Origin of the sequence: Pseudomonas sp. KSR10 (assembly GCF_022355455.1) — a bacterium.
Lineage (GTDB): Bacteria > Pseudomonadota > Gammaproteobacteria > Pseudomonadales > Pseudomonadaceae > Stutzerimonas > Stutzerimonas stutzeri_E.
Genome location: NZ_JAKOEN010000011.1, coordinates 130,530 through 143,130, shown reverse-complemented (window position 1 = coordinate 143,130; position 12,601 = coordinate 130,530). Strand labels below are relative to the sequence as shown.

The window sequence follows — 12,601 nt, the reverse complement described above, 5'->3', positions numbered from 1 at the left end:
TGCCAATGGCTACGAACCCTCGATAGATGTCTGGCTGCGCTGGATGCCGCGCCTCAAGCCCCTCGCTTGGTTCGGCAGGCCAGTGGTGGGCTGCTCGTGATCAGCTGAGCCTGGATGTCGAACGCGACGAGTCCGCGATCGTTATCAGCCTTAATGCCATCGAGCCCATCGACGGCATCAGCTTGCAACTGCCGACGGAGGCGAAGGTCCGCAACGTCCATCAGATCGGCAGCCTGCTCGAAGGCAATCGAATGATCAAACATCTGCCAGCAGGGACCACCATCCGCCTCGATTGAACGTCTGCTCGCACAGCGAGCGCTTAGCACGGCGATCGTTACGGTTGCCGCTGCCATCCATCGCTTGCCCGGAACCGGAAGCGGCGATATGGCTTCTACCGAGCCAACCCACATCACCGCTATCCGAGGAGATCCCGATGCGCATTGCTCTCAAACCCGTGCACGAACAAGTCATCGTCATTACCGGAGCCTCGAGCGGGATCGGCTTGGCCCCCGCCCGCCTCGCCGTCGAGCAAGGTGCCCGCGTCGTGCTGGTCGCACGCAACGAAATGACCTTGGCGGATATCGAGCGCGACCTCAATGCGAGCGACCGCGTGTTGCACGTGATGGCCGATGTGGGTGATCGCGCGCAGCTCGAACGCGTCGCCAGCGAGACCATTGCCCGTTTTGGCGGTTTCGACACCTGGATCAACAACGCCGGCAGCTCGGTCTGGGGACGCTTCGACGAGGTCAGCGACGCCGATCACCAGCAGGTCATGCAGACCAACTTCTGGGGCACCCACTACGGCTCCTCGATCGCGGTGAAGCATCTGCGCGACAAGGGCGGTGCGCTGATCAACATCGGCAGTGTCGAGTCCGCCAATGCTCTGCCGTTTCATAGCAGTTATAGCGCCAGCAAGCACGCGATCAAGGCCATGACAGACGTGTTGCGGGTCGAGCTGCAGAAATCCGGCACACCGATCTCTGTGACCCTGGTTCGGCCCTCCTCCACAGATACGATGTTCATCGATCACTCGAAGAATTACCTCCCCAGCGCCCCGGTCTTCCCACCGCCGGTCTATGCGCCAGAGGTGGTTGCCCGGGCGATTCTGCATGCAGCCGAGCACCCGCAACGCGACGTCTATATCGGCAATGCCAAATTGTTGTCGAGGCTGGCCCAGAATGCGCCGCGACTGGCCGACTGGGTCAACCGCACCTTCGTTTACGACGCCCTTCAGAGCGACCGCCCGGACCGCCACCGCGACGGCGCGCTGTACGCCGGCGACGTCGGTCGAGCGGGTGACGGCAAGGCCAGCGGAGACTATCCCGGCAGAGTGCTGACGCGCAGCCTCTATACCCGCGCCACGCAACACCCGGTGGCAACCACGGCGGCCGTGGCGGTAGGCGCCGCCGCATTGGTCGCCTTGCTAGGGCGCCGCAGCCGCTGATCAATTGGACGGCGCCGCGCCCGCTGCGCCGTTTTTCTCGGTCGTTCAGCTCAGGTTCAGCCAGGGTTCAGGCGCGGTTCAGGGGGTCGCAAGCAGGATGGATACGTGACTTATCCATGCCTGCAAAGGAGCGACACATGAACAAACTGCATACCCTGGCCATCGCCACCAGCCTGAGCCTGTTCACCCTTGGCGCCCACGCCGCCGATAACTTCGCCGGTCTCACCTGGGGCGAGAGCACGGTCAATGTCGACCGTTCCAGCACTTTGAAACAGAACATGGGCCCGGATCGCTTCGATGACATCATCAAGAACAGCGGCACCTGGGGTGTCCGTGCCGGTCAGATGACCGACGAAGCGCGCTACTATGCCACCTACGAAAACGTCTCCGACGACTACGGCAGCTCGCTCAAGCTACGCCAGCAGAACCTGATCGGCAGCTACGACCTGTTTCTGCCGGTGGGCGATACCCCCGCCTGTTCGGCGGTGCCAGTGCCGGTGTGACCAAGCTTGAGAACGAGTCCAGCGGTTACCGCCGCGACAGCGACATCGGTTACCTGGTCGGCTTGCAAGCCGGCGTGCTGCAGCAGGTCGGTAGTAACGCGTCAATCGAGGCCGGCTACCGCTACCTGCGCAGCAATGCCGGCACCGAGGTGTCCGAGCGTGGCGTTGGCAAGGTCGGGTCGATCGATGTGCACAGCAGCAAGCAGGCCTACCTCGGCGTGAATTATCACTTCTAAGCCGCACGGTTTGCCTCAAGAAGAGCCACGGCCGGGATCGTCCCGGCCGTTTTCATGACGGGAGTAATCAATGAAAGTGCTGGTGGTGGAAGACGAGGCGCTGCTGCGCCACCACCTACTGACTCGCCTGAGCGAAAGCGGCCATATCGTCGATGCGGTGGCCAATGCCGAAGAGGCGCTGTATCAGACCCGCGAATACAACCATGATCTGGCGATAGTTGATCTCGGGCTGCCTGATATCAGCGGGTTAGACCTGATCCGGCAGCTGCGAAGCAATGGCGAGCGCTTCCCCATCCTCATCCTCACCGCGCGCGGCAACTGGCAGGACAAGGTCGAAGGACTCGCCGCCGGCGCCGACGATTACGTGGTCAAACCCTTCCAGTTCGAGGAGCTCGAGGCACGGCTCAACGCGCTGCTGCGTCGCTCGTCCGGCTTTACCCAGGCCAGCATCGAGGCTGGCCCGCTGAGGCTCGACCTCAACCGCAAGCAGGCGCTGGTCAACGACGAGCCGCTGGCACTGACCGCCTTCGAGTACCGCATTCTTGAATACCTGATGCGCCACCAGCAGCAGGTAGTCGCGAAAGAGCGACTGATGGAGCAGCTCTACCCGGACGACAACGAGCGCGATGCCAATGTCATCGAAGTGCTGGTCGGTCGTTTGCGCCGCAAGCTGGAAGCCCACGGCGGACTGAAACCGATCGATACCGTGCGCGGACTGGGTTATCTGTTTACCGAGCGCTGCCGGTGAGTCGGCGCTGGCGCCGCTGGCGGGTGTTGGCGCGTACCTCCCGTCGAGGCAGCCTGTCGCTGCGCCTGCGGCTCATGCTCGGCGCCACCTGCTTGGCCATTCTGTTCATGCTGGCCCTGCTTCCGGTGTTGCAAGCGGCATTTAGCCTCGCCTTCGAACGCGTCATCGAGGAGCGTCTGGCTGCCGATGCCAATACCCTGATTACCGCATCGCACCTGGAGAATGGACGTTTGGTGATGCCCGATCGGCTGCCGGACGAGGAATTCAACCTGCCGAACGCCAAGCTGCTCGGTTACATCTTCGACCCGCAAGGCAAGCGGCTCTGGCAGTCGCGCTCGGCCGAGGACGAAAGCATCGACTACCAGCCGCGCCCGGGCGGCGACCTCACGGAGTTCAAACGGGTACGAGACGCCGATGGCCTCGAGTACTTCGTCTACGACGTCGAGCTGCGATTGACCGATGAGCCGCGCCAGGCGTTCAGCTTCGTCACCATGCAGCCCACCAGCGAATACCGCAGCCTGTTCGAGGAATTCCGCCAACAGCTCTATCTGTGGCTGGGCGGCGGCTTACTGGTGTTGCTGACGCTGCTCTGGCTGGGCCTGACCTGGGGCTTCCGTTCGTTGAGGCGACTGAGCCACGAATTGGATCAGGTCGAGTCCGGCCGGCTGGACAGACTCAGCGAACAGCATCCAAAAGAATTGCTGCGTCTGACCCGGTCACTGAACAGACTGCTCGTCGGCGAGCGCCGCCAGCGTGAGCAGTACCGCAACTCGCTCGGCGATCTGGCGCACAGCCTGAAAACCCCGCTGACCGTGCTGCAGAGCGTGGGCGAGGTGATGAGCGCGCAGCCGGGCAATCGCGAGCAAGCCCGCGTCATGCATGCGCAGATCGAGCGAATGAGCCAACAGATCGGCTATCAGCTGCAACGTGCGAGCCTGGGCCAGAGCGGCCTGGTGCGTCACCGAGTCCCTCTGCATCCGCTGCTGGTACGGCTGTGCAGCACGCTGGACAAGGTCTACCAGGACAAGCGGGTGCAGATCGACCTGCAGCTGCCGCAGGATGCGACCCTACCGCTGGAGCAGGGTGCATTGATGGAACTGCTCGGCAATCTGCTCGAAAACGCCTACCGCCTCTGCCTGTATCAGGTGCGCGTCAGCTTGAAGCAGGACGCTGATCGGCTGTGGCTGAGCATCGAAGACGACGGCCCAGGCGTGCCGGTCGATCAACGCGCACGTATCCTGCGTCGCGGCGAACGTCTGGATGCCCAGCACCCCGGCCAGGGTATCGGCCTGGCGGTGGTCAAGGACATTCTCGACAGCTATGGCGGTGAGCTCCGGCTCGACGATTCCAGCCTGGGCGGCGCTGCGTTCAGGCTTAGTCTGCCTATCGACTGATTTGCCGAAGCGCATGCGGTGGCTGCCCGTCGCCAGTGGCTGCTACAGTAGAACCACCGCCGCGCAACGGATGATCGAAATGTCATTGAGCGACAATAAAAAGCTGGTTCGCAAACACATCGAGCTGTCCTGGAACCGCGGCCACATGGCCCTCGCCGAGCAGTTCCACAGCAAGGACTTTCTCTACAAGAGCTCGTTCGTTGGCCATCCCCTGAGCAGCGCCGAGTTCGCCGCGATGATCATGCAGATCCGCACCGCCATGCCCGATCTCGAAGTGGTGATAGAGGACTGCATCGCCGAGGACGACAAAGTGGTCACCTGGAGCACGCTGATCGGCACCATCGAGAATCCAGCCCTGGGATATCCGCCCAGCGACAAGGTCTTGAGCATCTCGGCCATGGCGTTCTGGACCCTGACACCGAGCGGGCAGATTCGCGACATCTGCACCATGTTCGACATGGAAAGCTTCCGCTCTCAGCTCGGACTGCCGACACGCACCTACGCTGAAAAAGCCCTGCCCTGACTGACACGGTCAACCACAACCCGACGCTTTATCCCCTTCGTGGCAGTCTTCGCCTCGGTTTCGCGATCCGCTTCCGGTTCGCATGCATAGCCGCTATAAACCTCTCTCGCCTAATTAAAAGAAACGTACACAGCGCAATTCAGTTAATTCGGCCACTCGTTTAACTATCGCCTCGATCGATTTATATAATTAGCCGAATCGATATATATAAAGATCAATCGATTTATCACGACTGTCGATGTTCACTATTGATACGCTCGCGTTTGCCCATGTAGTTCTCGCCCGTAGCATAGGCCCGTACCTAGCTCCTACCGAGGACAACTTATGAAAACGTTACTTGCAAGTTTGATTCTGGCGAGCGCCGCCTCCACCGCCTTCGCTGTTCCGCCGAGCCATCCGCAACCCCTGCTGGGTGAAGCTCATGACAGCGACACCGTGCGCCAGCATGTTGAGAGCGATCGCACGTTGGTGGAAAACGGCTCCGAACGCACGCCGCTAAGGCAACAACTGGCAGAAGATGGCTTTGATCTTACCCCACTTGGCGAACAGCTTGCCGAGGACGGTTTCGATCTGACTCCACACGCCGATCGATTGGCGGACGATGGTTTCGACCGTACGCCGCTGGGTCAGCTGCTTGCAGAAGATGGCAGTGACCGAACCCACTTGGGACGGACATGAAACAAACGATTCACTCAAGGCGCCGTTGGCGCCTTTTTTATTGCGGATGCGTTATTAACATTTTGAAACGCATAATTACTTTAGGGTTATAGAATTTAGAGCCATAGGAATATGCAACTAACGTAGCGGCAACGAAACATAGTTATCGGCCTAACAACGAATGTTGCCTTCAGCAAGTTTGTCACATTATGAAAAAAGGATGCCCATCATCCCCCGTATAGTGAGAAGACTCACCACAACCATCCCAACCACAGCAGCGCCATCAGCAACCAGGCGCTGATGGCGAGCGTGCCGGTATTCCACAAGCGGTTCCAGCGTCGCTCCCGCCGCCGCCAACGGGGCCGATCCGGGTTCGCGTTCGGCACCACCAAGGGCGGCCGTTGCAGCAGCCGCTTGAGCCATAGCGATAACCAGAGCGTCAGCTTCGGACCGGCAGCCAGCCGTGACGGGACGTTCCAGCCGAGCCGCAACGCCAGCATCGCCAACGTGAGCGCCAACAGCAGCGGCCACAGCGCAGACCAGACGCCGCTTGGATAAACGCCATGCAACATGGGCGCACGCAAGGCGGGCCAGAACCAGGGCAGCAGCAGCGCCAGGCCGCTCAGCAGTGCCCAGGGCAACAGCTGCGCCAACGGCGGCCGCGACGGCGGCGCATCTGCTGCATCTCGGCGCAGTAGCCACAGGGCGCGCGTCAGCAATAGAGCGGTGGTCAGGCTGCTGAGGCTCAACCAGGGCAGCCAGGCCTCGAACGAACCGCCGTGCCAGGCCTCCTTCAGTGCCGTCTTCACCGCCCCGCCGCTGGTCAAGGGCAGCCCGATGATCGCCAGTGCCGGCACGGCCAGCAGCAGCCAGCCGGTACGGGGCAGCCGTCCGGCATGGATCAGGCCGGCCGCGAGAAACAACGCCCCCTTGGCCAGCCCATGGTGCACGCCGTAGAGAACCAGCACGATAGTCAGCGCCTGCACTTGCTGCGGGTGACGCCAAACCAGCGCCAGCAGCATCAGCAGATAGCCCATCTGGCTGACCGAGGAATAGGCCAGAACCGCCTTGGCTTTACCTGCACAGAGGCCCAGCAGTGCTGGGTAGAGGGCGCCGAAAATAGCGACGGCAAGCAGCCCGTCGGCCCAACCGGACAGCAACGGATCCGCTTCCGGCAAACAGCGCCAGAGGCCGAGAAAGCCCGCCTTGAGCATTGCCCCGGAGAGCACCGCACTGGCCGGTGCCGGCGCCGCCGGGTGCGCCAGTGGCAGCCACACGTGCAGCGGCCAGAACCCGGCTTTCAGCCCGAGGCCGATCAGCAACAGCAGTAGCGTCAGACCATCAATCGGCAGTGTCCGCCAGGCGGCAAAGGCAAAGTCGCCATCGGCGGCATGGCTGCGCAGCATCAGCCCTGCCAACAGTGCCATCTCGCCACAGATCGCCAGTTGCAGGTACAGCCGTCCGGCACGGCGCGGACCCGGGCCGCCCTGATGCACGATCAATCCGTAAGCGGAAAGGCTCATGGCGCTGAAACCGAGATAGAAGCTCAGCGCATCGGTGGCGATGATCAGCAGCAGGTTGCCGGACAGCGCCAGCAGCCAGAACGTCCAGAAACGCATTCGCTTGGGGTCGTCCCGCTGACTGCTGACGGCAAATACCCCGGCGCATCCCCAGAGTAGCGCTGTGAAGCCCAGCCAGGCGCGGCTCAGCTCATCATCCGCCCCCCAGCGTACGCCTTCCCAGAGCATTGGCAGATCCAGCGTCGGCATCGGCCAGACGACCATCGCCAGCGCCGGCCCACAACCGAGCCAGAGCCAGCCGAGGGCCCGCTCGCGCCAGATCAGCAGGCCCAAGCCGACCAGCAATGGAGCCAGCGGGACGAGGAGCCACAGCCAGGAACTCATATGTCGAACTCCCGCCGGACGATCAGCTGCGCCCAGCCCAGCGGGCTTAGCGCGGTGCCGGCAAGCAACCCGACCACCACCGACAGCGCTGCGGTGAACAACGCCGGCAGCAACAACATCCAATGCGTTTCCCAGCGCTCCTCGCGCCAGTTGTCTTCATGCCAGTCGGCCGGGGCGGCAAACCAGCCGCGCCACAGCAGCGGTAGGAAATAGCCGGCATTGAGCAGCGCCGAGCCCATCAGCACCAGCAGCACCCAGTCCTGGCCGACCTCCAGTGCGCCCATCCCCAGCGCCCACTTGCTGACGAAACCGGCAATCGGCGGAATGCCGATCATACCCAGGGCGCCGATGCTGAAGGCGGTCATGGTCAGCGGCATGCGTCGGCCCACGCCATCCATCTCGCGGATGCGGTGAATCCCCAAGGTTTCGGCGAAATTGCCGGCGCAGTAGAAGAGCGTCACCTTCATCAGGCCCTGATGCACCAGATGCACCAGGCCACCGACCGCCGCAATCGGCCCGAGCAGCGCTACGCCAAGGGTCACGTAAGACACCTGGCTGATGGTCGAGTACGCCAGGCGTTTCTTCAGTTCCTGCTGCTGCAATGCCCGCCACGAGCCGTGGAGGATGGTCGCCGCGGCCAGCCAGAGCAGCGGCCCGGCCATGTCCAGTTTTAACAGCGCCTCGGCGCCGAACACGTCATAGACCACCCGGACGATACCGAAAGCGCCGGCCTTGACGACCGCCACTGCATGCAGCAACGCGCTGACCGGCGCGGGCGCCACCATCGCCTGCGGTAGCCAGCCATGTAGCGGAATCAGCGCCGCCTTGACGCCGAGCCCGGCGACCAACAGGACAAAGGCGACGCGCAGCGTTAGACCGTGCTCGCCCACCGCCTGCAGGAGATAGCCGCCGGGCTGGAAATCCTGTCCACCGGCCAGCCCATGCAGCAGCGCCACACCCATCAGCACCAGCGCACCGCCGCCCACCGTGTAGGCCAGATAGACCCGCCCGGCGCGCAGCGCTTCGGGCGTGCCGCGATGCACCACCAGCGGGAAGGTGGCCAGCGTCAGCATCTCGTAGAACAGCAGGAAGCTGACCAGATTTCCCGCGAGCGCCAGCCCCACGGTGGCACTGACGCAGAGGCTGAAGTAGCCGAAGAAGCGCGAGCGCAGCGGTGACTTTTCCAGATAGCCGATGGCGTAGACGGTGGTCGCCATCCACAGCACCGAGGACAGCGCAACGAACAGCAGCGACAGCGCATCGCCTTGCAACACCAGCGGCGCGCCGGGCAGGAACGGCAGACTGAAGCGAAACTCCAGGCCGCGACTGACCCCGTAAATCATCGCTCCCACCAGCACCAGTTTGACGCCGACTCCGCACAGGTTGAGCGCCACTCGGGTCCGCTGTTGGTCTTCGCGCAGGGTGAATATCAGCAGTCCCGGCAGCAATGAGCTGAGCACGATCGTCAACGGCAGCCAGTTGGTCCAGCTCATCGCGCCACCCCACCAAGCCAGAGCAGCAGCGGTTCGCTGATGAGCGCCAGGCTCAGCACCAGCAGGGCCGGCAGCATGGCCAGCCATTGCGCCAGGCGGTCCGGCACGACACTCGGCGGATTCGGCTTGGCGCGATCGAACCCCAGCGCCACCACGCGAAACACGTAAGCGGCCGACATCAGCGTGCCGAGCAGTACGCCAAAGGCCCAGGGCCAGTGCTGCGGTTGCTCGAACAGCGGCTGCAGCAACAGCCATTTGGCGAGAAATCCGCCGCTGGGGGGCAAGCCGATCAGGCTGGCGCCGGACACCGCGAAAGCCGCCATGGCCACCGGCATGTTCTGACTGGCGCCCTTCAGCGCGCGCACCCGACGTGTGCCGAGCACCCGCTGCAACTCACCCGCGGCAAGAAACATCGAGACCTTGGCCAGGCCGTGGGCAAGGATGAACAGCCACAGCGCCGCCGTCATGCGCGGCTCTTGCCACCGCAACAACAGTCCCAGCGCCAGCAACGCATAGCCCAGCTGCGCGACGGTCGAATAAGCCACCAGCATCTTCAGCCGCGGCGCGCGCAACGCCGACCAGCCGCCGGAAATCAGCGCAAGGATGCCGGCGGCCGCGAACAGCCCACCCGCCTGGCGGCCCAGCTCCGGCGGGGCGATCTGGCTCCAGACCAGCCACAGAATGTAGATCGGGCCCTTGACCACCAACGCCGAGAGCAGCGCGCTGACCGCCGTCGGTGCGCCGGAATGTGCCGGCGGCAGCCACAGGTGCAGCGGCCATAGGGCCGCCTTGAGCATCAGGCCGACGCTCATCAGCAGCAGCGCCAGTCGCGTGCTGGCGTCCGCTTCGGCCAGTTCCGCCAGCAACAGCACATCGAGCACGCCGTAGCGGCCGTAGAACAGCGCGACACCGAACAGATAGGCAAGCGATCCGGCCAGCGACAGCATCAGGTAATTGAACGCCGGCCGGTAGGCCTTGCGCCCGGCCAGCGCCCCCAGCGCAACCGCCGTGAGGCTGAGCAATTCGAGCGTGACGTAGAGATTGAACAGATCCGCTGACAGCCACAGCGCCACCAGCGCGACGTGCAACAGGCAGGACAGCGGCCAATAATCCTCACTGCCAGTGGCATGCGGGCTGCGCGCGGCATAGAGCGCCACCAGCAAATGCAACCCTGCGGTAAACACCATCAGCAAGGCGGTCAGCGGAGTCAGCTGGAAGCGGATCGCCAGGGGCGTATCCCAGCCACCGACGTGCAGCAATTGCGGGCCCAGTTGCATCGCCTGGTGCAGTGCGGCAGACGCGGCCAGCAGGCTGGCGAGGCTGATGGCGATCACCCACAGGCCGTTATGCCGCGGCTGCAGCAGAACCAGCAGCAGTCCGCCGAGCAAGGGCAGGATCAGGCTCAGGAGCGCCAGGCTCATAGGCGCCGCTCCCCATCGCCCTGCACCACCCCAGCCAGCCGCAAAGCCAATGCCGTGGCGCTGACCGCCACCACCAGGCCGGTCACCACCAATGCCACCAGCAGCGGATCGCTCGGCTGGCTACGCGTTGCCAGCGCAATCATCACCAGAAACACGCCGCTGCCCATCAGATTGAAGGCGATGATCCGCCTCAGCGCCTGGCGTAGGGTCAGCAGGCCATGCAGCCCGAGCAGCCAGAGCGCGGCGCCGACACCCATCCAGAACAGCGCACTGCTCATGATGGTGATTCCTCGCCGTCACCAATCACCAACAAGCTGAGGCTGGCCGCGATCGACAGGGTCGCCATCGCCTCGACCAGCAGGATCAGGTACTTGGCCGATCCGTCCGGGTAGATGAGCCAGCCCTCCCCCAGCCAGGCAGTGCTGACGGCCACGGCGACAAATACCAGCAGGCCGCCCAGCACCAGCAGCCGTAGCGGCGCGAAGGACCAGCGCAACCTCGGCAGCAGCCCGGACAAGCGCAGCAACACCACCCCGGCCGCGAGCAACGAACCCGCCTGAAAGGCACCGCCCGGCGCGCTGGCGCCACGCCAAAGGATGTAACCCGCCGCCAGCACCAGCAACGGCGCCAGTACCCGCGCCCAGGCGCGCAACAGCGGCCAGGGTTCAGCCAGATCGAGGCTGCGCGGCCCCAGCTGGCGCGCGCCGAGCAGCGCCAGCAGCAGGACTGCCAGTTCCAGCAGCGTGTCCCAGGCGCGCAGGTTAAGCAGCACGGCGGTGACCGGATGGCTGACACCGGTCTGCGGCAACACGCGGTCAATGGCTGCCGGCAGCGCCGATGTGCGATCGGCCATCGGCGCGAGCCCCTGCACGAGCATGATCAGCAAGGGCAGCACCACCATCGACGCGGCGAGGCGCTTCCGGACCGGGGTGATATCCGGCAGCTCCGCCGGCCCCGGTTGGCGTGCCAACGCTGCGAACAGCAACACCCCGGTCAGCCCCGCCCCGATGGCCGTTTCGGCCAGGGCCAGGTCTGCCGCGCCCAGGCGCGCCCAGATCAGCGCCAGCGCCAAGCCGAAGGCAATGAACAGCAGCACGCTGGCGTAGAGGTTGCGTCCATGCAGCGCACCAAAGGCAAGGCCGAGCAACAGTAGGCCGAGCGCGCCGTCGAATAGCCACTCAGTCATCGTCCGGCTCCTCGCCAGCCTGGCGTGCCAGCAGCTGGCAGGCGGTGGCGCTGGAGGCCAGCAGCAGTAGCCAGATCAACAGCATCTGGCCGACTTCCAGCAGGCTGTCGGCGCGAAGCGACAGACCGGCGATCACCAACCCCAGGCCAAGCGTATCGGCCTTGGTCAGGGCGTGCAGGCGGCTGACGGTATCGGGAAAACGCAGCAGACCGATGCTACCGGCCGCGAAGAAAAGCAGGCCGCCAACCAGCAGCAGCCAGCTCCACACTGCCAGCAGCAGATCAATCATGACGGCTCCGTCGCAGCAGCTGCACCAGTGCGGCACTGGCGACCGCCGCCAGCAAGCCCAGCAGCAGCGCCACGTCACGCAGTGCGGGTTGCTCCTGCCACTGCGCCAGGACCAGCAACAATGCCGTGCCGGCCGTGCCGAACAGCTGGATCGCCAGCAGCCGGTCCACCCGCCCCGGCCCCAGCACCACGCGGCCCAGGCCGACGACGATGGTCAGCAGCAACAGCGCCGAGTACAACGCCATCAGCGGTTGTCTCCGTCGCCGACCAGTCGCATCAGACGATCCTCGAGTTCGATCACCGTCGGCTCCCACCGCTGCCGTCGATCCAGTACATGCACGCGCATGCAGTCGGCATCGATCCGCGAAGCCAGGGTGCCCGGCAGCAGCCCGACCAATGCCGACAGCAGCAGCCGTACCCGTGGCGATTCGCTGCGTAGCCGGTAGTCGAGCCAGGCCGGCTGCAATGACCGTCGAGGGTGCAGCGCGCGCACCGCCACGTCCCAGGCGCCCAGCGTCATGCGCCCGAGGAAGAACCAGGCAAAGCCCGGCAGCGCCCGCAAGGCGGGCTGCCAGGGCCGCGAACCAAGCCGAAGTGACAGCGCGACAGCGAGCAGAATGCTCGGCACCCCCAGCGCCCAACCGCCACCCTCGGCGAACAGCGCCCAAAGCGCCGCGTAGAGCAGCGCCCAACCCAGCCCATCGACCCAGCGGCCTATCCCGATCTGTACCATCACTGTTGCTCCTTGCAGCAGGCCGACTCCGAAAGGGTCGCCGCGGCGCTCTGTCGAGATTGGCGCTGGCT

Annotated in this window: 14 protein-coding genes and 1 pseudogene; 7 read left to right on the top strand and 8 right to left on the bottom strand. The window is 64.3% G+C overall.

Annotated features, from left to right (window positions below; genetic code table 11):
• The first annotated feature begins 26 nt into the window (after window positions 1-26).
• The 7 genes and pseudogenes from MCB86_RS04490 (at window position 27) to MCB86_RS04460 (ending at window position 5,526) form a co-directional block, all read left to right on the top strand.
• Complete coding sequence (locus tag MCB86_RS04490; protein ID WP_045160299.1) at window positions 27-296, top strand: hypothetical protein; 270 nt, start codon at window positions 27-29, stop codon at window positions 294-296.
• 137 nt (window positions 297-433) lie between these two features.
• Window positions 434-1,444, top strand: a complete 1,011-nt coding sequence (locus MCB86_RS04485; protein WP_239610033.1) for an SDR family oxidoreductase — start codon at window positions 434-436, stop codon at window positions 1,442-1,444.
• A 137-nt stretch (window positions 1,445-1,581) separates the two neighbouring features.
• A pseudogene (locus MCB86_RS04480) lies at window positions 1,582-2,183 on the top strand (hypothetical protein).
• Window positions 2,184-2,253: 70 nt separating this feature from the next.
• Complete coding sequence (locus MCB86_RS04475) at window positions 2,254-2,931, top strand: response regulator (protein WP_045160296.1); 678 nt, start codon at window positions 2,254-2,256, stop codon at window positions 2,929-2,931.
• Window positions 2,928-4,325 (top strand): ATP-binding protein, encoded by a 1,398-nt coding sequence (locus MCB86_RS04470; RefSeq protein ID WP_345772237.1) that lies wholly within the window; start codon window positions 2,928-2,930, stop codon window positions 4,323-4,325. The genes MCB86_RS04475 and MCB86_RS04470 overlap by 4 nt, the downstream gene beginning before the upstream one ends.
• 79 nt (window positions 4,326-4,404) lie before the next feature.
• Window positions 4,405-4,848 (top strand): ketosteroid isomerase-related protein, encoded by a 444-nt coding sequence (locus tag MCB86_RS04465; protein WP_045160294.1) that lies wholly within the window; start codon window positions 4,405-4,407, stop codon window positions 4,846-4,848.
• A gap of 324 nt (window positions 4,849-5,172) precedes the next feature.
• Window positions 5,173-5,526 (top strand): hypothetical protein, encoded by a 354-nt coding sequence (locus MCB86_RS04460; RefSeq protein WP_045160293.1) that lies wholly within the window; start codon window positions 5,173-5,175, stop codon window positions 5,524-5,526.
• A 230-nt stretch (window positions 5,527-5,756) separates the two neighbouring features.
• Here the strand turns inward: MCB86_RS04460 and MCB86_RS04455 are convergent, their stop codons facing one another.
• Genes MCB86_RS04455 through MCB86_RS04420 form a run of 8 tightly spaced genes read right to left on the bottom strand, consistent with a single transcriptional unit; the run spans window position 5,757 to window position 12,530 of the window.
• Window positions 5,757-7,409 (bottom strand): proton-conducting transporter membrane subunit, encoded by a 1,653-nt coding sequence (locus MCB86_RS04455; RefSeq protein WP_239610031.1) that lies wholly within the window; start codon window positions 7,407-7,409, stop codon window positions 5,757-5,759.
• Window positions 7,406-8,902 (bottom strand): proton-conducting transporter membrane subunit, encoded by a 1,497-nt coding sequence (locus MCB86_RS04450; RefSeq protein ID WP_239610029.1) that lies wholly within the window; start codon window positions 8,900-8,902, stop codon window positions 7,406-7,408. Before MCB86_RS04450 ends, MCB86_RS04455 begins: the two co-directional genes overlap by 4 nt.
• Window positions 8,899-10,323 (bottom strand): proton-conducting transporter membrane subunit, encoded by a 1,425-nt coding sequence (locus MCB86_RS04445; protein ID WP_239610026.1) that lies wholly within the window; start codon window positions 10,321-10,323, stop codon window positions 8,899-8,901. Before MCB86_RS04445 ends, MCB86_RS04450 begins: the two co-directional genes overlap by 4 nt.
• A complete protein-coding gene (locus tag MCB86_RS04440) occupies window positions 10,320-10,601 on the bottom strand; it encodes an NADH-quinone oxidoreductase subunit K (protein WP_045160288.1) in 282 nt (93 codons plus the stop codon). The genes MCB86_RS04445 and MCB86_RS04440 overlap by 4 nt, the downstream gene beginning before the upstream one ends.
• Window positions 10,598-11,509, bottom strand: a complete 912-nt coding sequence (locus MCB86_RS04435; RefSeq protein WP_239610024.1) for a hydrogenase subunit MbhD domain-containing protein — start codon at window positions 11,507-11,509, stop codon at window positions 10,598-10,600. Before MCB86_RS04435 ends, MCB86_RS04440 begins: the two co-directional genes overlap by 4 nt.
• Window positions 11,502-11,798: a monovalent cation/H(+) antiporter subunit G gene (locus tag MCB86_RS04430; protein WP_045160286.1), complete on the bottom strand. Its 297-nt coding sequence runs from the start codon at window positions 11,796-11,798 to the stop codon at window positions 11,502-11,504. The genes MCB86_RS04435 and MCB86_RS04430 overlap by 8 nt, the downstream gene beginning before the upstream one ends.
• Entirely contained in the window at window positions 11,791-12,042 is a 252-nt protein-coding gene (locus MCB86_RS04425) for a monovalent cation/H+ antiporter complex subunit F (protein ID WP_045160285.1), read from the bottom strand. Before MCB86_RS04425 ends, MCB86_RS04430 begins: the two co-directional genes overlap by 8 nt.
• Window positions 12,042-12,530, bottom strand: coding sequence for a Na+/H+ antiporter subunit E (locus tag MCB86_RS04420; protein ID WP_045160284.1), 489 nt, complete (start codon window positions 12,528-12,530; stop codon window positions 12,042-12,044). The genes MCB86_RS04425 and MCB86_RS04420 overlap by 1 nt, the downstream gene beginning before the upstream one ends.
• Window positions 12,531-12,601: the final 71 nt, after the last annotated feature.